This is a genomic window from Pseudogulbenkiania sp. NH8B (assembly GCF_000283535.1).
GTDB classification, from domain to species: Bacteria; Pseudomonadota; Gammaproteobacteria; order Burkholderiales; family Chromobacteriaceae; genus Pseudogulbenkiania; species Pseudogulbenkiania ferrooxidans.
Map to the genome: position 1 here is coordinate 2,724,521 of NC_016002.1, position 20,315 is coordinate 2,744,835.

Consider the following 20,315-nt stretch of genomic DNA (forward strand, 5'->3'; position numbering starts at 1 on the left):
GGGCGCACAATCCCCCCTTCGGGTAAAATCTGCCCCATGCTGACCGATGCCGAAAAAGACGCCATTCGCGACCACTACCGCGCCATTGCCGACAACCTGCCGGGGTTCCGCCCGCGCAATGCCCAACGCCGTATGTTGGCCGAAATCGCCAACGCCTTCTCGCGCAGCAAGAACAAGGAAGGCGATGAGCTGCCCGAGCGCGAGGGGGAAAGCATCATCGTGGTGGAAGGGCCTACCGGCGTCGGCAAGAGCCTGGCTTACCTGCTGGCCGGCGGCGTCATGGCGCGCGCGCGCGGCAAAAAGCTGGTGGTCACCAGCGCCACCGTCGCGCTGCAGGAACAACTCGTCAACCGGGACCTGCCCTTCGTGGTGGACAACAGCGGACTGCCGCTCACATTTGCCCTGGCCAAGGGGCGCGGACGCTATCTTTGCCCGCACCGCCTCTATCAACTAACGGCAAATTCGGCACAAGGCCAATTGCTGGCGCCGGAGCCGGAGTTGGCCCTGTGGGACCGCAAGCCGCAGGCAGAGGAGCTGGAAGCCCTGCGTCAGATGGCCGATGAATTCTATTACCGGCGCTGGAACGGTGATCGCGATACCTGGCAAGAGGTAGTCGAAGACGGCCTATGGAGCCGCGTCACCAATGACCGGTACAGCTGCCTCAAGGCTGCGTGCCCCAATCGTCCCGAATGTCCGTTTTATCTCGCCCGCGAAACCCTGGAAACGGTGGATGTCGTGGTCGCCAACCATGACCTGATGCTGGCCGACGTTGCCATGGGCGGCGGGGTTATCCTTCCGGCACCCGATGACAGCTTCTACTGCATCGATGAGGCGCATCACCTGGCCAAGAAGGCGGTCAACCAGTTCTCCGCCGAGCACTCGTTGGCGCAGGCCATGTTCTGGCTGGAAAAGGTCGCCGCCGTCGCCACCCGCGTCGACAGCCTGACCAACAAGAGCGAACTGGCGGGCAATGCCATCGAGGCCGCTGGCGCCTGCATGGAGACGCTGACCGAATGGCTGTGGCTACTGGAAGGCGAAGAAGCACTGGCCGCCAGCAGCGACAACCTGGAACCGACCTGGCTGATCGATGACGGCATCCTCCCCGAACGCTTCACCGTGCCCGCCGCCAACCTCGCCATGTCGGCACGAATGGTCTACAAGCACCTGACGTCGATGAGCGACGCACTGGGCGAAGTGCGCAAGGACAAGGGCAGCGAGGCCACACTGGTCGACAAGCTCAGCAGCGACCTGGGCTTTTTGATCGGCCGCTCAGAGCAACTGATGGCGGTGTGGGATCTGTTCGAGAAGACCCCCGACGAGAACGCACCGCCGATCGCCAAGTGGATCACCCGGCGCACCGAAGGTAAGGGCGACTACCTGTTCAGCGCCTCGCCGGTCAGTGCCGCCGCGAGCCTCGCCGGCACCCTCTGGCGCCGCGTCGCCGGCGCCCTGTTGACCTCGGCCACGCTGCGCTCGCTGGGCGAATTCGACCTGCTGCTGTCGCAAACCGGCCTCAAATGGCTGCCCGATGTCAGCTGCGTCGCCCTCGACTCGCCATTCAGTTTTCAGGAACAAGGGGAGTTGTACCTCCCCCCCATGGTAGCCTCCCCCAAGGATCCTGCCGCTCATACCCGGGAGATCGTCGAATGGCTGCCGCGACTGATCGACGTCACCGAACCACTCGGCTCGCTGGTGCTATTCTCGTCACGCAAGCAGATGCAGGAAGTCGCGGCCGCCGTACCGGCAGGACTGCGCGAACGGCTGCTGATCCAGGGCGAACTACCCAAGAGCCGGCTTTTGGTGCAGCACCATGAACGCCTCAAGCAAGGTGAAGCGAGTGTCATTTTCGGCCTTGATTCATTTTCGGAAGGACTAGACCTGCCCGGCGAGAGTTGCGTACACGTGATCATCGCCAAGCTGCCCTTCGCCATGCCGGATGACCCGGTCGGCCGCACCCTGTCGCGCTGGATAGAGAAGCGTGGCGGCAACCCGTTCATCGAGATCACCGTGCCGGAAGCATCGATCAAGCTGATCCAGGCTGTCGGCCGGCTAATTCGCACCGAACAGGACTACGGCCGGGTCACCATCCTTGATAATCGGCTGATGCGCCAGAGCTATGGCAAGAAGCTGCTGGCCTCATTGCCCCCGTTCAAGCGCATCTAGTTTTGGGGTAGAATGCGGGCAAACCCTCGAGTGCACACCCCGGCAAAATGGGTAAAACACCAATAGCACCATCGGCCGGGATTCGAGAGACTACACAGAACAAGTACTCCTCCGGTCCATCACTATGATCTGTAACCCATATGAAATCGTCATTCAGGGTCTCACCTCTGAAGGACGCACCTTCCGCCCGAGCGACTGGGCCGAACGCCTCTCCGGCATCCTGGCCTCCTTTGGCGACAATCAGAAACTGGCTTACCACGCGTATGTGCGCCCGATGTTGCTCGAAGGAGTACGCTGCGTGGCGGTCGACAAGAAGCTGGAAAAAATCGACCCTGCCGTGTTTCAGTTCCTGCTGGATTTCGCCAAAGACAATGATTTACGTGTCGTCGATTGCCGCACCCTGATCGACGAGGTCTACCCCAACAAATTTCTCGCCTGACCCCTCTGCAAAACTCGACCATTCCGGTCAACACCACAGCATTCGCCAAAATCAGCTTCGGGCTTTCCCAATGGCCAGAAGCTGCTTTTGGGCCCCTCTCCCCAGCTCCCTCGCTTACAACCACCACTCCGAGCCGATGCCCATCAGAGCAAGCGCCGACCTTGCCTTCATTCATTGCCTGTTGCACAAAACGTACATGTGCATAAATGCGACACTATTTTGCAACAAATAGACAAAAAAACAACACTTCGAACGGCCCGTTAAAACAATCCGTCACAATTTCACCACACAGCTCGGTAACGACACCCCCACAAAACCACAGAAGAAAACCTATTGACGTTGGCATTTTATGCCGCAAATTTTCTGTTTTATTGGCATACCGCCACACTTAACCCTCATCCCTTACCAAGCTCGACGCATATGACAGAAAGAAGGCATTCGTCAACTGGCGTTTTACCCTACTTCAGATCAAGACACGAAAGCGGCATTGTTTGTTACAAATACACGGCGGCGAAAACCATATGAGTTTTCCTTGGTTATCCCGGCACGGGGGCCACCGTAATAATAAAAAGCTGATCAATTGCTTACTTCCACCAGCAGTACCCATAAGAAAGGTCATTGCCAAATGAAACAACTGTTTGCCAACAAACAAATCATGATCGCCGCCGTCGTTGCCGGCGCGTTTGCCGCCCCGGCCATGGCCGATGTAACCATCTACGGCTTTGTGAGCGCCGGTGTAGAATCCGTTAAGGCCACCGGCAACGGTGATTCGTCCAAGGATTACAAGTCCCGCACCCGCGTTTCCGATGAAAACTCCCGCATCGGCTTCAAGGGCAACGAAGATCTGGGTAATGGCCTGAAAGCGATCTGGCAGGTTGAAAGCAGCCTGAAAAACTTCGAACAAGGCGGCACCAACGACAAGGGCGAAACCGCAACCTTCGCTACCCGCAACAGCTTTGTTGGCCTGGAAAATGCAAGCTTCGGCAAAGTACTGCTTGGTCAGAATGACACCGCCTACAAGGCACTGACCGATATTGGTATCAACGCCATGGCCAACACCACGGCAGATACCCAAGGTGCGACCGCCATCTTCAGCCGCGGCGAAACCCGCCTGAAGAACTCGGTTCACTACTTCTCGCCGAAGATGGCCGGTTTCGAGCTGGGCGCCTCTTACGGTGTGGATGAAACCCGTCCAATTGGCACTGTGGATGGTACCCGCCAGAACAATGACCGCCTCTCGCTCGCAGGCAAATACACGTGGGATGCACTCACCGTCGCCGTTGGGTACGATCGCCAAGGCAACAAGCTGAATAGCACTGGCACCACCGAAGACCTCAACAAAACCCAGTTCTACAAACTGGCAGCCAGCTACATGTTCCCCACCGGCACCATGATTGGCGCCGGGATTGAGCAAGGCCGCTTCGACTACGTGAGCGCCAACGACACCAAGCAGACCGACTGGACCGTCGCCCTGTCTCAAAGCTTCGGTGCCGCTACCGTCAAACTGTCGTACAGCGAACTGGGTGCCTTGAAAAATGCGGCTGGTAATGAAGATGATTACAAGGCCAAGCAATGGGTACTGGGCGCAACGTATGACCTCTCCAAGCGTACCCAGTTGCTAGCCTACGCCACCAAGATCACCAACAACAGCAAAGCCGCTGTCAACCTCCAGAACAACCCCGTTTATTCGGAAGGCCTCGGGACCTCTGGAGCGAAACTCACCGCCGGCAACGACCCGCAAGCCTTCGGTATTGGCATGAAGCACAGCTTCTAAGCGCTGTTAGCTTCTTAAGAGTCAGTTTTTACGGGCACCTGAGGGTGCCCGTTTTTTATGGTATTTGCTACTATTAGCCTTTGAACCCACCGACGCAGCAGAAGCATGTCCATCACGCTCAAAACCCCGGAAGACATCGAAAAAATGCGCATCGCTGGCCGCCTGGCCTCCGAAGTGCTCGACTACATCACCCCTTACATCAAAGCCGGCGTAACCACCGAAGAGCTGGACAAGCTCTGCCATGATTACATGGTCAATGTGCAAGGCACCATTCCGGCCCCGCTGAACTACGCACCGGATGGCCACAACCCCTATCCCAAGTCGGTGTGCACCTCGGTCAACCATGTCATCTGCCATGGCATCCCCAACGACAAGCCGCTCAAGAACGGGGACATGCTCAATATCGACGTCACCGTGATCAAGGATGGCTACCACGGCGACACCAGCCGTATGTTCTATGTCGGTGAAGTCAGCCCGCATGCGCGCCGCCTCGCCAAGGTCACCTACGAATGCATGTGGCTAGGCATCGACAAGGTCAAACCGGGCGCCAAGCTGGGCGACATCGGCTACGTCATCCAGCGCCACGCCGAAGCCGCCGGCTACAGCGTGGTACAGGAATTCTGCGGCCACGGCATTGGCAAGAAATTCCACGAAGAACCGCAGGTGCTCCACTACGGACGCCCCGGCACCGGCCTGGAGCTGAAGGCCGGCATGATCTTCACCATCGAGCCGATGATCAACCAGGGCAAGCGCCATCTGCGCCTGCTGGGCGACGGTTGGACCGTCGTCACCAAGGACCGCAGCCTGTCGGCCCAGTGGGAGCACACCATTCTGGTGACCGAGACCGGCTACGAGGTGCTCACCCAGTCGGACGGCACGCCGCCGAAGCCGGTATTCAAGTAAGCCCGGGCCGCCACCTGGGTGACATACAACGGGTGCCGATCCGCAAAAACAAAACCTCCAGGGATTGACTTATATGGAGGTTTTGTTTTTCCTGCCTGTCGAATCTTCGGGCGACTTGCTTTCAACCGGACGCGTTCAATCACGCAACTCGCGCCCGGTCAGACGCAGGAACACGTCCTCCAGATTGGCCGGCCGCAGCACGTAGCGCAAACCACTCTCGCCCAGCGCCGCCAGTAGCGTCTCCATGCCCTGCCCATAGAAAAAGGCCGTTTCGCCGCTAAGCTCCATCCGCACGCCCTCCGCCGATGTCTGCCTGGCCCAGTTGATGGCACCATCGCCAAACACCTCGACCACATCGGCCTCGATCAGCGACTGGATCAGCTCGCGCGGCGAGCCTTCCGCCATCAGCCGCCCGTGGTCCATCACCGACAAACGTGTCGCCAGGCGCTCGGCCTCTTCCATGAAGTGCGTCGTCAGCACCAGCGTCTTGCCCGCCCGCGTCAGTTGCCGCAGCCGGTCCCAGATCAGATGGCGCGCCTGGGGATCGAGACCGGTGGTGGGCTCGTCGAGAAAGATGATATCAGGGTCATTGACCAGAGCACGGGCCAGCGTCAGGCGGCGCTTCATGCCGCCTGACAGCTCCCCTACCTTGGCTTCAGCACGACCGGCCAGGCCGGCGAAGTCGAGCAGATAGGGCACGCGCTCGCGTAGGTCGGTGGGACGCAGGCCGAAATAGCGCCCCCAGACCAGCAGGTTTTCGGCCACGGTGAAGTCCGGGTCGAGGTTGTCGAACTGTGGCACGACACCGACCCGGCTGCGTGCTTCCCGCGCCCGTGCCGGTATGGGTTCGCCGCACAGCATGATCTCGCCGGCATCGGGCAACACCAGACCAAGCGCCAGTTTCATGGTCGTGGTCTTGCCAGCGCCGTTGGGGCCGAGCAGGCCGTAGCACTCGCCCCGCCGCACCTCGAAACTGATGCCGTCCACCGCATTACGCTCGCCGTAGCGTTTGACCAGCCCGCTCACCCTGAGCATGTCGCCCCCCTGTTGCCCGGCAACTTTTTCCTACGCTAGAAACGCTTCGGCCAACCCGCAAGGTTGGCCGAAGACGGACTCGTTACCAGCAGCGCTGGATCCATTTTCCGAGCGGCACCAGCTTGCCGTGGAAGAAGTGCCCGGTACCCGGGAACACCGTCACCGGCAGCCCCTGCGGCCTGGCCCAGTCGAGCACCGCCGACAGCGGGATCACCTCGTCCTCTTCGCCATGCACCACCAGCGTGTTGGCCGGCACCTCGGGGGTAGGAATGGCGTACTTGCCGACCGCCACCCCCATCAACAGCAGCTGATCCGCCTCGATGCGTTCGCGTACGCGGGCAGCGACGAAACCGCCGAAGGAGAAGCCCGCCAGCGCCAGCGACAGGTCACCCTGCTCGGCTCGCGCATGCTCGACCACGGCGATAACGTCGTCCACTTCGCCCGTACCGTAATCGTGCACGCCCTCGCTGTTGCCCACCCCGCGCAGATTCGGGCAGTAGCAGGCGTACCCGAGCTGGGACAGCGCCTTCGCCGTGGTCTGCACCACCTTGTTGGTATTGGTGCCGCCCTGGGTGGGATTGGGATGGCAGATCACCGCGATGCCACGTGTCTCCCCCTGGGCAGCAACGTAGATGGTTTCGAGCGATCCGACCGGACCGCGGATGGAAATGACGGGAGGAACCTTCAGCATCAGATTTTCAGCCTTTCCACCACCTGGCCCTTCACCAGGTGACTGTCGATGATCTCGTCGAGATCGTCCTTGTCGACGAAGGTATACCAGGTCTCTTGCGGATACACCACCATCACCGGACCATCGTCGCAACGGCCCAGGCACCCGGCCTTGTTCACGCGCACCTGCCCCTCACCGGCCAGGCCCAGCGCCTTGACGCGGTCCTTCATGTAGCCCAGCAATGCCGGCGTACCGAAGTCGGCGCAACAGCCCTCTCCCTCGGCACGCTGGTTGCAGCAGATGAACACGTGCTTGTCGTAATAACTCATGTCACTCTCGTCTCGATAAAGGTTGGCCGAAGACCACGCTTCGGCCAACCTTGATGGATCAGGAATCGTTGTCTGCCCAGCCGGTGGCACCAATGGAGGCGGCATTGTCGAACTTGGCGTAATGGCCGATAAAGGCCAGCCGCACCGCGCCGGTCGGGCCGTTACGATGCTTGCCGATGATGGCTTCGGCCAAGCCCTTCTGGTCCGAGTCCGGGTTGTAGTACTCGTCGCGGTACATGAAGATGATCAAGTCGGCATCCTGCTCGATGGCACCGGATTCACGCAGGTCGGACATCATTGGCCGCTTGTTGGGACGTTGCTCCACGGCACGCGACAACTGCGACAGCGCGATCACCGGCACCTGCAGCTCCTTGGCCAGCCCCTTCAGGCCACGCGAAATCTCGCCCAGCTCGGCGGTACGGTTGTCGCCACGACCCGAGCCGGACATCAGCTGCAAATAGTCGATCACGATCAGGCCGAGCTTGCCACCGTGCTGACGCGCCAGGCGACGCGCGCGCGCGCGCAGCTCCAGCGCGGTCAACGCCGCCGTCTCGTCGATGTACATCGGTGCGTCGGACAACTTGCCGATGGCGTAGGTCAGCTTCTGCCAGTCATCGTCGCCCAGCTTGCCGGTGCGCAGTATGTGCTGGTCGAGCCGGCCGACCGAGCCCAGCATCCGCATCACCAGTTGCGAACCGCCCATTTCCATCGAGAACACCGCCACCGGCAGATGCTGCTCCACCGCCACGTGCTCGGCGATGTTCATCGAGAAGGCGGTCTTGCCCATCGACGGACGACCGGCGACGATGATCAGGTCACCGGGCTGCAGGCCGGAGGTCTTGGCGTCCAGATCAATGAAGCCAGTCGGCACGCCGGTCACCTCATCCGGGTTCTCGCGGCTGTACAGCATGTCGATGCGCTCGACCACCTCTTTCAGCAGGTTCGGCATCTCGAGGAAGCCCTGCTTGGATTTGGCGGTCGATTCGGCGATGTGGAACACCTTGCCTTCGGCCTCATCCAGCAGTTGGGCGGCGTCGCGCCCCATCGGCGCGTAGGCCGCCTCGGCAATCTCCGTACCGACCTGCGCCAGCTGGCGCATGATCGAGCGCTCTCGCACGATCTCGGCGTAGCGGCGGATGTTGGCGGCGGACGGCGTGTTCTGCGCCAGCGTGGCGAGATAGGCCAACCCGCCTACCGCGCCGCTCTCGCCCGACTTGTCGAGACTCTCCAGCACCGTCACCACATCGGCCGGCCGCGAGTGCTCGACCAGTTTGGCAATATGCTTGTAGATCAGCCGGTGGTCGTGACGGTAGAAATCCGCTTCGCCCACCACGTCCGCGATCTTGTCCCAGGCGCTGTTGTCGAGCAACAGACCACCCAGCACCGATTGTTCGGCCTCGATGGACTGGGGCGGGGTGCGCACCGCAGCGGTGGCACTGTCAAAGTATTCAGTCGAGTCGGTCATGTACAACATCAAGTAAGACGACACCGCTTGAAAAGAGTGTCGTGGGGTGGGGTTCTGTCCTGTCTGGCACCAGACGAACCGCGATTCTAACAGTTTTCGCCGGCAACGAAGCCGGATGACCAGGCCCACTGGAAGTTGTAGCCGCCGAGCCAGCCCGTCACGTCCACCACCTCGCCGATAAAGAACAACCCCGGCACATCCTTGGCCATCATGGTCTTGGACGACAGGTCGCGCGTACTGACGCCGCCACGCGTCACCTCGGCCTTCTTGTAACCCTGGCTGCCGTTGGGGCGAACGCGCCAGTGGTGCAGCGTTTCCGCCAGCTGGCGCCGGCGCTTGCCGGGCAGATCCTTCACACGCCCGCCAAAGCCCACGCCGTCCAGCCAGGCCTGGGCAAAGCGCTTCGGCCAACCGGCATCGGCCAGGGCATTCGCCAGCAGCTGGTCGCTTCCCTCACGCTCCGCCAGGAACGCCTCGGCGTCGAGTTCCGGCAGCAGATCGAGCACCAGCTCCTGACCAGGCGTCCAATAGGATGATGCCTGCAGGATGGCCGGCCCGGACAAGCCTTTGTGGGTGAACAATACGTTCTCCCGGAAGCACATCTTGCCACAGCCCGCCACCGCATCGAGCGAAACACCGGCCAGCGGCGCAAAGCGCGCGGCATCATCGGCATGAAAGGTCAGCGGCACCAGCGCCGGCACCCTCGGCGTCAGTGCCAGGCCGAACTGTTCAGCCAATTGGTAGCCGAAACCGGTCGCCCCAATCTGCGGAATCGACAGCCCGCCCGTCGCCACAACCAGCGAAGCCGACTCGAACACCCCGGCCGAGCTCTGCACCCGGAAGCGGTCCGAACGCTCCACCGCGCCCACCGTCACCCCCATGCGACGATCGACCCCGGCCTCGCGGCACAGGCCGTCCAGCATGTCTATAATTTGCTGGCTGGACTCGTCACAGAACAATTGGCCCAGCGTTTTCTCGTGGTAGCCGATGCCATGCCGCTCCACCAGGCGGATGAAATCCTGGGCGCTGAATTGTGACAGAGCCGAGCGGCAGAAGTGCGGATTCTCCGAGAGATAGCACTCGGGCCGGGCCTGGAGGTTGGTGAAGTTGCACCGCCCGCCGCCGGAAATACGGATTTTCTCCGCCAGCTTGGCTGCATGATCGAGCAACAGCACCGAACGGCCCCGCTGCCCGGCGGTAGCCGCACACATCAGCCCGGCGCCGCCGGCTCCGATGATGATTACGTCAAAATACGCCATGAAACCCTTTACTCTACCTTTTTAGTCGGCTATTGGCCGGCCCCGGCAATTCCAGTAAACTTGCCGCCATCATCGTGTCGGCCCGGAGCCGACATTCACCCCCACTTAGGAGATCAAGATGGAACACAAACTGCCGGAACTCCCGTACGCGCTGGACGCCCTCGCTCCGTACATTTCCAAGGAAACCCTGGAATACCACTACGGCAAACACCATCAGACCTACGTCACCAACCTGAACAACCTGATCAAGGGCACCGAGTTCGAGAACGCCAGCCTGGAAGAAATCGTCAAGAAATCGACCGGCGGCCTGTTCAACAACGCGGCTCAGGTCTGGAACCACACCTTCTACTGGTTCGGTCTGGCCCCGAACGCCGGTGGCGAGCCGACCGGCGCCCTGGCTGACGCCATCAACGCCAAGTGGGGCTCGTTCGACGAGTTCAAGAAAGCCTTCAACGCCGTCGCCGCCGGCACCTTCGGCTCCGGCTGGGCCTGGCTGGTGAAGAGCCCGGATGGCTCGCTCGACCTGGTCTCTACCAGCAACGCCGCCACCCCGCTGACCACCGACAAAAAAGCGCTGCTGACCTGTGACGTATGGGAGCACGCCTACTACATCGACTACCGCAACAGCCGCCCGAACTACCTGGAGAGCTTCTGGAAGCTGGTGAACTGGGACTTCGCAGCGAAAAACTTCGCCGCCTAACCCCCATTGCAGGATCGTCACAAAGGGCCTCAGGGCCCTTTTTTCATGCTCGCCGAAACAACAAAACAAAAACCGGCGCAACTCCGTTGCGCCGGCTATCCAACTATAACCGCCCAAACGGGCCGTTACTCGGCCGGCTGCTGGCTCAGGGTCACCTTGTACTTCTCGCGCAAGGCCTCCAGGTAGCTCGCCACCTGAGCATTCGCATTCATTTCACCGATCAGGCCGCTCAACTGGCTGCGCTCGGCCTGGCTAGGAGCCGGAGCGGGAATCACCTTGTCGACACGATACACTACGTAGTTGCCGCCATCCTGCTTGACGCCGGCAAACGCCGGTAGCTTGGTCGCGCTAGCCGCGAACACCGCCCGCACCTCGGGCAACGACAGCGCACCGAAGGAACGCCGTGACACCGTCTGGGCAGGCTCCCATGGCTGGCTGTCGATGTTCTTGCCCGCCTTCAGCTCGGTCAACAGGGCGTCACCACGCTTCTCCGCCAGCTTGGCCCCCTCGCGCCGTACCAGCTCGGCCTTGATCACGTTCTGTACTTCCGCCAGCGTCTGCTGACGCTCGGGCTGGTGCTCGGCCACCCGCACCACCACCAGGGTGTTCTTGCCGAGGTCGACCGGCTCGCTGTTATGCTTGCCCTTGAGGACATCGTCGCTGAAAGCGGCTTCCAGCAACTTGGGGTTGTTCAGCACCGGGGTGCTGGCCGGCTTGCCGCGCACCAGCCAATCGGAATGCTGTGGGCTCAGCTTCAACTGATCACTGATCGCCTTGAGCGAATCGGCCTGCTGATAAGCCAACTCCCCCAGTTTCTCCGACGCGGCACGGAACTGTGCGGCCGCCTTCTGACGCTTAAGACGTTGCTCGACCTCACCCTTGACCGCGGCAAAGACCGGCTGCTTGACTTCTTCCAGCTTCAGAATATGGAAACCGAACTCCGTTTCCACCACTTCGCTGATCTGGCCCGGTTGCATGCGGAATGCAACGTCCTCGAACGGCTTCACCATCGCACCACGGCCGAAGAAGCCCAGATCCCCGCCGTTGGCGGCCGAGCCCGGATCCTGCGAGCGAGTCTTGGCCAACTCGGCGAACTTGGCCGGGTTGGCGCGTACCTCCTTCAGCAAGGCTTCAGCTGCGCTGCGCACCTTGGCCTTCTGCTCCGCCGTCGCCTTCGGCGGCACCGTCAGCAGAATATGCGATACGCGCCGCTCTTCGCTGCCGAAGTCAGCCTTATGTTCGTTGTAATAGCTTTCGACTTCTTGATCTGTCACCGCCTGAGCCGCTGCCAGCGCATCCTGCGACAACACCACGTAATCCAGCTTGACCGCTTCAGGGGTACGGAAGCGCTTCAGACTGGCGTCGTAAAACGCCTTCAAGGCGGCGTCATCGGTCTTGACCTCGGCTGCAAACGCCTCCGGCTTGAGCACCAGCGCCCGCACCTCGCGGCTTTCTCCCAAGACCCCCGCCATGCGATCGACCACGGTACGGGGCACAATCTGGCTACCCAACAGGCTGGTCAGCTGACCTTGCAGCAGGATGTCTCGCTTGACCAGTTCCTCGAAGGCCACCGACGACTGATAGCGCCCGGCCAGGAACTGCTTGTAGCGCTCGGCGCTGAAAGCCCCGTTTTCCTGCAAGGCAGGTATCGAGGCGATCGCCTTGCGCAGCTGGGCATCAGAAACGGTCAGGCCCGCCGCGTGCGCATCCGCCAGCAGCAGTTGTTGGCGGATCAGGTTCTCCAGCACGGCCTGGCGGGTGGCGGCATCGGCCGGCTGGCCTTCCAGGGCACGGTCCAGATCCTGTTTGTGTATCTTCACATTCCCCACCTTGGCCAGATAGGGCTCATCCACTGCCGTGGTATAGCTACCCACACCAAAACCGACAAAGGTCAGCGCAATAGCGCCAAGAATGACTTTGATGACAAATTTATTGTTCTGGACAAACTCGAACATGGTGCGAAAGGCGGATGCCACCTCGGTAAAAAAAAAGGTGAACGGAAGTGTCGTTCACCTTTTTTGTCTGTTCTGGCGGAGCGGACGGGACTCGAACCCGCGACCCCCGGCGTGACAGGCCGGTATTCTAACCAACTGAACTACCGCTCCGAACTTTGGTGGGTGATGACGGAGTCGAACCGCCGACATTCTGCTTGTAAGGCAGACGCTCTACCAACTGAGCTAATCACCCCTTGAAACCTTGTCTTGACGACAAGGTTTCAAATTATAGCGCGTCCTTCAGGGCTTTGCCAGCACGGAACTTCGGCGAACGGGCGGCCGGAATCGTGATGGAGTCGCCGGTCTTCGGGTTACGGCCAGTGCGCTCAGCACGCTCACCAACATAGAAGGTGCCGAAACCAACCAGCGTAACGGTATCACCTTGTTTCAGCGCGCCAGTCACGGCGGCAATCATGCCGTCCAGAGCCTTGCTAGCAGCAGCCTTGGGAATATCAGCCTCAGCGGCGATAGCATCGATCAACTCAGACTTGTTCACGTAAGTCCCCTTTCGTCGTTCTTCGGTCTACGTAATTCGGATAAAAACCGTTTGCTTTATAACAAGCCCGAAATCCTTGTGTCAAGCGGCTTTCAGAGCATTCTGCCACTTTGGCGACGGCACTGGAAGCCCAGACGGCAAGGCATTTCGAGCATTTATACAAACGACTGCGTTATCAGTGTTTTACCACAGCCGGCACCACGGCACTTTCGACCCCTGCCGCCAGCGGCTCGGCCACATCGGTCTCGGCAAGAGGCTCCGGCATCCGCTCCAGAGCCAGTGCCAGGACCTCATCAATCCACTTCACCGGATGGATTTCCAGCTTCTGCTTGATATTGGCGGGAATCTCGGCCAAATCCTTGACGTTGCCCTTGGGGATGAGCACATGCTTGATCCCGCCCCGGTGAGCCGCGAGCAGCTTTTCCTTCAGGCCGCCAATCGGCAATACCTCGCCGCGCAGGGTGATTTCACCCGTCATGGCCACATCGGCACGCACTGGGATACCCGTCAGTACCGATACCATCGCCGTCGTCATGGCAATGCCGGCACTCGGACCATCTTTCGGGGTCGCCCCTTCCGGCACGTGAATGTGCATGTCCTGCTTTTCATAAAAATCAGGCCGAATGCCAATGGCGCGCGCGCGGCTGCGCACCACGCTCATGGCAGCCGTGATCGACTCCTGCATCACCTCGCCCAACTGGCCGGTGCGGATGATATTGCCCTTGCCCGGCAGCGCTACCGCCTCGACAGTCAGCAGCTCGCCGCCCACCTCGGTCCAAGCCAAACCCGTCACTTGGCCGACACGGTTCTCTTCCTCGGCGATGCCGTAATCGAAGCGGCGTACCCCCAGGTACTTCTCCAGCGTCTTGGCGCTGACCGTTACCCGTCCGGCTTTTTCCTTCAGAGACTGCGCCATCACGACCTTGCGGCAGATCTTGGCGATCTCCCGATCCAGGCTGCGCACACCGGCCTCGCGCGTGTAGTAGCGCACGATATCGCGCACCGCCGACTCCTGAATCACTGCCTCCTCGTCCTTCACGCCGTTGGCCTTCATCTGCTTCGGCACCAGGTACTTCAGCGCGATGTTGACCTTCTCGTCCTCGGTGTAGCCGGACAGGCGAATAATCTCCATACGGTCGAGCAGTGCCGGCGGAATGTTCAACGAGTTGGCGGTGGCCACGAACATCACATCGGACAGGTCGTACTCGACTTCGGCGTAGTGGTCGACGAAAGAATGGTTCTGTTCCGGGTCCAGCACCTCGAGCAGGGCCGAGGACGGGTCGCCACGGAAATCCGCGCCCAACTTATCGACTTCGTCGAGCAGGAAGAGCGGATTGCGCACCCCTACCTTGGTCATGTTCTGCAGCACCTTACCCGGCATGGAGCCGATGTAGGTTCGACGGTGGCCGCGAATTTCGGACTCGTCACGCACGCCGCCCAAGGCCATGCGCACGAACTTACGGTTGGTGGCCCTTGCGATGGACTGCCCCAGCGAGGTCTTGCCAACCCCCGGAGCCCCGACCAGGCACAGGATCGGTGCTTTCAGCTTGTCGACGCGCTGCTGTACCGACAAGTACTCGAGGATGCGCTCCTTGACCTTCTCCAGCCCAAAGTGGTCTTCATCCAATACCACCTCGGCGTTGGCCACATCCTTGTTGATCTTAGTCTTCTTCTTCCACGGCAGATCGAGCAATGTTTCGATGTAGTTGCGCACTACCGTGGCTTCCGCCGACATCGGCGACATCATTTTCAGCTTCTTGAGTTCAGAGGTCGCCTTCTCGCGAGCCTCCTTGCTCATACCGGCAGCCTTGATCTTTTTCTCAAGCTCATCAAGGTCGCTGGCCTCGTCCATTTCGCCCAGTTCTTTCTGGATGGCCTTGACCTGTTCGTTGAGGTAGTACTCGCGCTGACTCTTTTCCATCTGGCGTTTGACGCGGCCGCGGATGCGCTTTTCCACCTGCAGGATGTCGATCTCGCCTTCCAGCTGCGACAGCAGATGCTCGAGGCGTTCTTTGACTTCGAACATCTCCAGCACTTCCTGCTTTTGCTCCAGCTTGAGCGGCAGGTGGGCCACGATGGTGTCGGCCATGCGCCCGGCTCGTTCGATACCGGCGAGCGAGGTCAGGATTTCAGGGGGAATCTTCTTGTTCAGCTTGACGTACTGTTCGAACTGGGCGAACAGCGCGCGACGCATCGCCTCGGTCTCGGTGGAGTCTTCTCCATCGCTGGTCAATGGGGTGACCTTACCGACAAAACAATCACCTTCATCCTGCACTTGCTGGATGATGGCGCGCTGTCGGCCTTCAACCAGCACTTTGACGGTGCCGTCGGGCAGCTTGAGCATTTGCAAGACGGTAGCAATCGTCCCGACACCGTACAGATCGCCGGCTTCCGGCTCGTCCTTGGACGCCGAGCGCTGAGCTACTAGGAGGATTTGCTTGCCCTCGTCCATGGCATTTTCAAGGGCGGAAATGGACTTGGCCCGCCCGACAAACAGCGGGATCACCATGTGGGGGAAGACGACAACGTCCCTCAAGGGCAACAGTGGAAGCGTGGTCTCTTCTCTGAGTTCTGCGGATTGCGGCATATCACCTGACCTTGCTTACATGAATCGATGCTAGGGAAATGGGGGATGAGCGGCGAAATATCAACGCCCATACTAAAACAGTTTTATCGCACCAGAAATAAAAAACCGCCCAACAGGGCGGTTTTCATGGGGAGCGGAACCGGCTCAGGCCGATTGCACCTCGTCGTCCTTGTCCTGGTAAATGAACAACGGCTTGTCACCCTTCTCGATCACTTTCTCGTCGACCACCACCCTGGAGACGTTATCCATCGAAGGCAGCTCGTACATCGTATCGAGCAGCGCACGCTCAAGAATGGAACGCAAGCCACGTGCACCGGTCTTACGCACCAAGGCCTGCTTGGCAATCACGCGCAGGGCCGACGGACGAATCTCGAGCTCCACCCCCTCCAGCGAAAACAGACGCTGGTACTGCTTGACCAGAGCGTTCTTCGGCTGGGTCAGGATGGTCACCAGCGCTTCTTCATCAAGTTCTTCGAGAGTAGCAACCACCGGCAGACGGCCGATCAGTTCTGGAATCAGCCCAAACTTGATCAGATCACCCGGCTCCACATCCTTGAACAGCACCGAGATGCTCTTGCTCTCGTCCTTGGAGGAGACCTCGGCGCCAAAGCCGATGCCGCCCTTTTCCGAGCGACGGCGGATGATTTTTTCCAGTCCGTCGAAGGCACCACCGCAGATGAACAGGATGTTGGTCGTGTCGACCTGGATGAACTCCTGGTTCGGATGCTTGCGGCCGCCCTGCGGGGGAATAGAAGCCACCGTGCCCTCGATCAGCTTGAGCAGTGCCTGCTGTACGCCTTCGCCGGATACGTCTCGCGTGATCGACGGGTTTTCCGACTTGCGCGAAATCTTGTCGATCTCGTCGATGTAGACAATGCCGCGCTGGGCCTTCTCCACGTCGTAATCGCACTTCTGCAGCAGCTTTTGAATGATGTGCTCGACATCCTCCCCCACGTAACCGGCTTCGGTCAGGGTGGTGGCATCGGCGATCACGAACGGCACATCCAGCAGACGCGCCAGCGATTGCGCCAGCAGGGTCTTGCCGGAACCGGTCGGGCCGATCAGCAGGATGTTGCTCTTGGCGAGCTCGACATCGTCCTTGTCGGTCGGGGTGTAGAGACGCTTGTAGTGGTTGTACACCGCCACCGATAGCGTCTTCTTGGCGATATCCTGACCGATGATGTACTGATCCAGATCGGAGCGGATTTCTTGCGGGGTCGGCAACGGCTGGCCTTCGCCCTCGGCCGCCTCGATGCCAACGCCTTTTTCCAATTCTTCTCGAATGATGTCGTTGCACAACTCGACACATTCGTTGCAGATGAATACCTGAGGTCCAGCAATTAGCCGCTGCACCTCATGCTGACTCTTGCCGCAAAAAGAGCAGTAGAGCAGTTTTTCGTTGCTGTTTTTATCAGCCATTGTCAATGTCCGTACCGATTAGGCCTGCGCGTCCCGGCGGGACTGCAGCATCTTGTCGATCAAGCCGTAAGCCAGCGCTTCTTCGGACGACATGAAGTTGTCACGGTCGGTATCACGCTCGATTTCCTCGATGCTGCGGCCGGTATGCAACGCCAGCAACTCGTTCAGGCGGCGCTTCATGTAGAGGATGTTCTTGGCGTGAATCTCAAAGTCGGACGCCTGTCCCTGGAACCCGCCCAGCGGCTGGTGAATCATGATGCGCGAGTTCGGGAGTGCAAAACGCTTGCCCTTGGCACCGGCGGACAGCAGGAAGGCACCCATGCTAGCAGCCTGGCCGATACACAGGGTGGACACGTCCGGCTTGATGAAGTTCATGGTGTCGAAAATCGACATGCCGGCCGACACCGAGCCACCCGGCGAGTTGATGTAGAAATAGATATCCTTGTCCGGATTTTCCGACTCAAGGAACAACATCTGGGCCACCACCAGATTGGCCGACTCATCCGTGACGGGCCCAACCAGGAACACGATGCGTTCCTTCAAGAGCCGCGAGTAGATGTCGTAAGCGCGCTCGCCACGACCGCTCTGCTCGACCACCATGGGAACCAGGCCCAGCGCTTGGGTATCCATCATTGAAATCATCGACCGCTCCGGTAGTTGGTTATCAGGCGTTGTTACCCATCAGGGCATCAAACGACATTTCTTTTTCTACTACATTGGCCTTGCCGAGCACAAATTCAACCACGTTATCTTCCAGCACCATGGAGGTCGGGCCTTCGATACGTTCCGGGCTGGCGTAGTACCACTGCACCACTTCTTCCGGATGCTCATAGCTTTCGGCGAATTCTTCGATCATGGCCTTGATCTGTTCCGGCTTGGCTTCCAGCTTGTTCTCGGCCACGACTTCAGCCAGGATCAGACCCAGAGCCACGCGGCGCTCGGCCTGCTGCTGGAACAGTTCCGGCGGGAACGGCATGTCTTTGACCTGCAGACCACGCGACTCCATGTCACGGCGAGCCTGCTCGATCAGACGGCCGACTTCCAGCTGCACCAGCGCCTTCGGCAGTTCGATCTCGGTCACGTCGAGCAGGGCCTGCATCACGTTTTCCTTGATGCTGGCCTGCAGGCGGCGCTTCACTTCGCGCTCGACGTTCTTCTTGATCTCGGCACGCATCTTTTCGATGTCGCCGTCGGCGATGCCCAGCAGCTTGGCGAACTCTTCGTTCACTTCCGGCAGCGTGGCAGCGGCGACGTTCTTCACGGTGATCTCGAACACGGCGGTTTTACCGGCCACGTCCTTGCCGTGGTAGTCTTCCGGGAACACGACGGTGATGTTCTTGACTTCATCTTCCTTCATGCCGGTAACGCCGGCTTCGAAGTCGGCCAGCATCTGGCCCTGGCCCAGCACGAACGGGAAGTTCTCGGCGGAACCGCCGTCGAACAGCACGCCGTCGATGCTACCCTTGAAGTCGATGATGACGCGATCGCCCGTGGCGGCTTCGCGCTCGACGCGTTCGTAACGGGTACGCTGCTTGCGCAGGATATCGATCGTTTTATCGATTTCGGCCTCGGTCACGACGACAGCCGGCTTCTCGACTTCCTTGCCAGCCAGTTCGCCCACCTTGACTTCCGGGTATACTTCGAAAGAAGCGGCGAACTTGAAGCTGTCCTTGTCGCCTTCATTGGCAACCGGCTCGAAACGCGGATAGCCGGCAACGCGCAGCTTCTGCTCGCTGACTGCCTTGTAGAAACCTTGCTGAACCTGCTCACCCAGCACTTCTTCGCGCACTTGAGCGCCGTAATTCATTTCGACGATCTTGAGCGGTGCCTTGCCCGGGCGGAAGCCCTGGATCTTGGCTTTGCGCGCCATGCTCTTGAGTCGCTCGGTCACCTGGGCGTCGATAGCAGCCATCGGCAACGCGATGTTCATGCGACGCTCGAGGTTGCTCAACGTTTCCAACTGTGCTTGCATGTCCAATCCTTAAACTGTGTTCGAGTTTAAACCTGATGCAGGGAAAGGCGACGTTACGTCGGTTGCTGGTGCGAGGGAAGAGACTCGAACTCTCACGCCTTGCGGCGCTGGAACCTAAATCCAGTGCGTCTACCAATTCCGCCACCCTCGCAATTGGGTGCGTGACCGCGCTTGCGTAATTTCCCGGCCGGTCAGCCAAGGCGCAAGAATACATCAAGCCCCCTACCCGGGCAAGACACCTTGCGCCGGGCTGCCGCATCGCGGAAACTTAATGGCAGGTGGATAAGTCTACCCACCACTCGCACCAAATACTTTCGATCTCTGGGAGAGAAGCATGCACCCGAACCTTCAGTCCGGCTATCAGACCTTGACGCTTGATGGCTCACGCCACAAGGTTCTTCGCAATACCTATGCCTTGCTGGCGCTATCGATGATCCCGACCGTGATGGGAGCCCTGATCGGCACCAACATGAGCTTTGCCTTCCTGGCAGGCAGCCCCATCATCGGCATGCTCGCCATCATGGCGGTGTTTTACGGTCTGACCTTCGCCATCCAGGCCAACCGCAACAACGGCCTCGGCGTCGTGCTGATGTTGGGCTTTACCTTCCTCATGGGCGTTTTGCTGGGCCCCTTGCTGCAGTTCGCCCTGCGCTTCGCCAACGGCGGCCAGCTGATCCTGGTGGCGGGCGGCGCGACCGCCGCCGTGTTCTTCGTGATGGCGGCGATTGCCACCACCACCAAGCGCGACCTGTCTGGCATGGGCAATTTCCTGACCGTGGGCGCCATCGTGCTGATGGTCGCCATCGTTGCCAACATGTTCCTGCAACTACCCGGCATGACACTCGCCATTGCGGCGGCCATTGCCCTGTTCAGCTCGCTGATGATCCTGTGGGAAGTGAAGAACGTGGTGGATGGCGGCGAAACCAGCTACATTTCCGCCGCACTGGGCATCTACATCAGCATCTACAACCTGTTCACCAGCCTGCTGCGGCTACTGCTGGCCTTCAGCGGTGAACGCGACTAACAGCATCGGTCGAGCACTTCAGCAAAGCACCCGCTTCTGGCGGGTGTTTTTTTATTCTTCCGCGGCCACACCCAGCACCCGCCTCA

The 20,315-nt window shown here is 60.0% G+C and carries 17 protein-coding genes and 3 tRNA genes; 6 read left to right on the top strand and 14 right to left on the bottom strand.

Annotation, left to right across the window (positions count from 1 at the left end):
• The first annotated feature begins 36 nt into the window (after nt 1–36).
• The 4 genes from dinG (at nt 37) to map (ending at nt 5,279) form a co-directional block, all read left to right on the top strand.
• Nucleotides 37–2,163 (top strand): ATP-dependent DNA helicase DinG, encoded by a 2,127-nt coding sequence (gene dinG, locus NH8B_RS12510; RefSeq protein ID WP_014087638.1) that lies wholly within the window; start codon nt 37–39, stop codon nt 2,161–2,163.
• A gap of 124 nt (nt 2,164–2,287) precedes the next feature.
• Nucleotides 2,288–2,602: a DUF3579 domain-containing protein gene (locus NH8B_RS12515; RefSeq protein ID WP_008953623.1), complete on the top strand. Its 315-nt coding sequence runs from the start codon at nt 2,288–2,290 to the stop codon at nt 2,600–2,602.
• Nucleotides 2,603–3,227: 625 nt separating this feature from the next.
• Complete coding sequence (locus NH8B_RS12520; protein ID WP_014087639.1) at nt 3,228–4,376, top strand: porin; 1,149 nt, start codon at nt 3,228–3,230, stop codon at nt 4,374–4,376.
• Between the two features lie 105 nt (nt 4,377–4,481).
• Entirely contained in the window at nt 4,482–5,279 is a 798-nt protein-coding gene (gene map, locus NH8B_RS12525) for a type I methionyl aminopeptidase (RefSeq protein WP_014087640.1), read from the top strand.
• Between the two features lie 135 nt (nt 5,280–5,414).
• Here the strand turns inward: map and NH8B_RS12530 are convergent, their stop codons facing one another.
• The 5 genes from NH8B_RS12530 to NH8B_RS12550 all read right to left on the bottom strand — a co-directional run bounded on the left by NH8B_RS12530 (nt 5,415) and on the right by NH8B_RS12550 (nt 10,037).
• Nucleotides 5,415–6,314 (bottom strand): ATP-binding cassette domain-containing protein, encoded by a 900-nt coding sequence (locus NH8B_RS12530; RefSeq protein WP_014087641.1) that lies wholly within the window; start codon nt 6,312–6,314, stop codon nt 5,415–5,417.
• Nucleotides 6,315–6,396: 82 nt separating this feature from the next.
• A complete protein-coding gene (locus tag NH8B_RS12535; RefSeq protein WP_014087642.1) occupies nt 6,397–7,005 on the bottom strand; it encodes an alpha/beta hydrolase in 609 nt (202 codons plus the stop codon).
• On the bottom strand, nt 7,005–7,313 hold the full coding sequence (locus NH8B_RS12540; protein WP_014087643.1) for a (2Fe-2S) ferredoxin domain-containing protein: 309 nt from the start codon (nt 7,311–7,313) through the stop codon (nt 7,005–7,007). The genes NH8B_RS12535 and NH8B_RS12540 overlap by 1 nt, the downstream gene beginning before the upstream one ends.
• A gap of 58 nt (nt 7,314–7,371) precedes the next feature.
• On the bottom strand, nt 7,372–8,778 hold the full coding sequence (gene dnaB, locus NH8B_RS12545) for a replicative DNA helicase (RefSeq protein WP_014087644.1): 1,407 nt from the start codon (nt 8,776–8,778) through the stop codon (nt 7,372–7,374).
• A gap of 86 nt (nt 8,779–8,864) precedes the next feature.
• On the bottom strand, nt 8,865–10,037 hold the full coding sequence (locus tag NH8B_RS12550) for an NAD(P)/FAD-dependent oxidoreductase (protein ID WP_014087645.1): 1,173 nt from the start codon (nt 10,035–10,037) through the stop codon (nt 8,865–8,867).
• Between the two features lie 118 nt (nt 10,038–10,155).
• Between NH8B_RS12550 and sodB the strand changes: the two genes are divergently transcribed.
• Nucleotides 10,156–10,737: a superoxide dismutase [Fe] gene (gene sodB, locus NH8B_RS12555; RefSeq protein WP_014087646.1), complete on the top strand. Its 582-nt coding sequence runs from the start codon at nt 10,156–10,158 to the stop codon at nt 10,735–10,737.
• A 125-nt stretch (nt 10,738–10,862) separates the two neighbouring features.
• On the opposite strand, the gene NH8B_RS12560 is transcribed toward sodB, so the two are convergent.
• The 9 genes from NH8B_RS12560 to NH8B_RS12600 form a co-directional block, all read right to left on the bottom strand.
• A complete protein-coding gene (locus NH8B_RS12560; RefSeq protein ID WP_014087647.1) occupies nt 10,863–12,692 on the bottom strand; it encodes a SurA N-terminal domain-containing protein in 1,830 nt (609 codons plus the stop codon).
• A gap of 73 nt (nt 12,693–12,765) precedes the next feature.
• Nucleotides 12,766–12,842, bottom strand: a tRNA-Asp gene (locus NH8B_RS12565).
• 6 nt (nt 12,843–12,848) lie between these two features.
• Nucleotides 12,849–12,924 (bottom strand) — tRNA-Val (locus tag NH8B_RS12570).
• Nucleotides 12,925–12,957: 33 nt separating this feature from the next.
• Nucleotides 12,958–13,227 carry an HU family DNA-binding protein gene (locus NH8B_RS12575; RefSeq protein ID WP_014087648.1) on the bottom strand — a complete coding sequence of 90 codons (270 nt, stop codon included), beginning with the start codon at nt 13,225–13,227 and terminating at the stop codon, nt 12,958–12,960.
• 175 nt (nt 13,228–13,402) lie between these two features.
• Nucleotides 13,403–15,814, bottom strand: a complete 2,412-nt coding sequence (gene lon / locus NH8B_RS12580) for an endopeptidase La (protein ID WP_014087649.1) — start codon at nt 15,812–15,814, stop codon at nt 13,403–13,405.
• A 144-nt stretch (nt 15,815–15,958) separates the two neighbouring features.
• Nucleotides 15,959–17,233, bottom strand: coding sequence for an ATP-dependent Clp protease ATP-binding subunit ClpX (gene clpX / locus NH8B_RS12585; protein ID WP_008953610.1), 1,275 nt, complete (start codon nt 17,231–17,233; stop codon nt 15,959–15,961).
• 18 nt (nt 17,234–17,251) lie between these two features.
• A complete protein-coding gene (gene clpP / locus NH8B_RS12590) occupies nt 17,252–17,875 on the bottom strand; it encodes an ATP-dependent Clp endopeptidase proteolytic subunit ClpP (RefSeq protein WP_008953609.1) in 624 nt (207 codons plus the stop codon).
• A gap of 22 nt (nt 17,876–17,897) precedes the next feature.
• Nucleotides 17,898–19,205: a trigger factor gene (tig, locus tag NH8B_RS12595; protein ID WP_014087650.1), complete on the bottom strand. Its 1,308-nt coding sequence runs from the start codon at nt 19,203–19,205 to the stop codon at nt 17,898–17,900.
• A 66-nt stretch (nt 19,206–19,271) separates the two neighbouring features.
• Nucleotides 19,272–19,356 (bottom strand) — tRNA-Leu (locus NH8B_RS12600).
• 183 nt (nt 19,357–19,539) lie between these two features.
• Here NH8B_RS12600 and NH8B_RS12605 point away from each other — a divergent pair.
• On the top strand, nt 19,540–20,229 hold the full coding sequence (locus tag NH8B_RS12605) for a Bax inhibitor-1/YccA family protein (RefSeq protein WP_014087651.1): 690 nt from the start codon (nt 19,540–19,542) through the stop codon (nt 20,227–20,229).
• Nucleotides 20,230–20,315: the final 86 nt, after the last annotated feature.

Coding starts and splice junctions, on each gene's coding strand:
- dnaB (WP_014087644.1), bottom strand. CDS start 8,778: ATGACCGACTCGACTGAATACTTTGACAGTGCCACCGCTGCGGTGCGC.
- NH8B_RS12530 (WP_014087641.1), bottom strand. CDS start 6,314: ATGCTCAGGGTGAGCGGGCTGGTCAAACGCTACGGCGAGCGTAATGCG.
- NH8B_RS12550 (WP_014087645.1), bottom strand. CDS start 10,037: ATGGCGTATTTTGACGTAATCATCATCGGAGCCGGCGGCGCCGGGCTG.
- clpP (WP_008953609.1), bottom strand. CDS start 17,875: ATGATTTCAATGATGGATACCCAAGCGCTGGGCCTGGTTCCCATGGTG.
- clpX (WP_008953610.1), bottom strand. CDS start 17,233: ATGGCTGATAAAAACAGCAACGAAAAACTGCTCTACTGCTCTTTTTGC.
- dinG (WP_014087638.1), top strand. CDS start 37: ATGCTGACCGATGCCGAAAAAGACGCCATTCGCGACCACTACCGCGCC.
- NH8B_RS12605 (WP_014087651.1), top strand. CDS start 19,540: ATGCACCCGAACCTTCAGTCCGGCTATCAGACCTTGACGCTTGATGGC.
- tig (WP_014087650.1), bottom strand. CDS start 19,205: ATGCAAGCACAGTTGGAAACGTTGAGCAACCTCGAGCGTCGCATGAAC.
- map (WP_014087640.1), top strand. CDS start 4,482: ATGTCCATCACGCTCAAAACCCCGGAAGACATCGAAAAAATGCGCATC.
- NH8B_RS12535 (WP_014087642.1), bottom strand. CDS start 7,005: ATGCTGAAGGTTCCTCCCGTCATTTCCATCCGCGGTCCGGTCGGATCG.
- NH8B_RS12515 (WP_008953623.1), top strand. CDS start 2,288: ATGATCTGTAACCCATATGAAATCGTCATTCAGGGTCTCACCTCTGAA.
- NH8B_RS12560 (WP_014087647.1), bottom strand. CDS start 12,692: ATGTTCGAGTTTGTCCAGAACAATAAATTTGTCATCAAAGTCATTCTT.
- sodB (WP_014087646.1), top strand. CDS start 10,156: ATGGAACACAAACTGCCGGAACTCCCGTACGCGCTGGACGCCCTCGCT.
- NH8B_RS12520 (WP_014087639.1), top strand. CDS start 3,228: ATGAAACAACTGTTTGCCAACAAACAAATCATGATCGCCGCCGTCGTT.
- lon (WP_014087649.1), bottom strand. CDS start 15,814: ATGCCGCAATCCGCAGAACTCAGAGAAGAGACCACGCTTCCACTGTTG.
- NH8B_RS12540 (WP_014087643.1), bottom strand. CDS start 7,313: ATGAGTTATTACGACAAGCACGTGTTCATCTGCTGCAACCAGCGTGCC.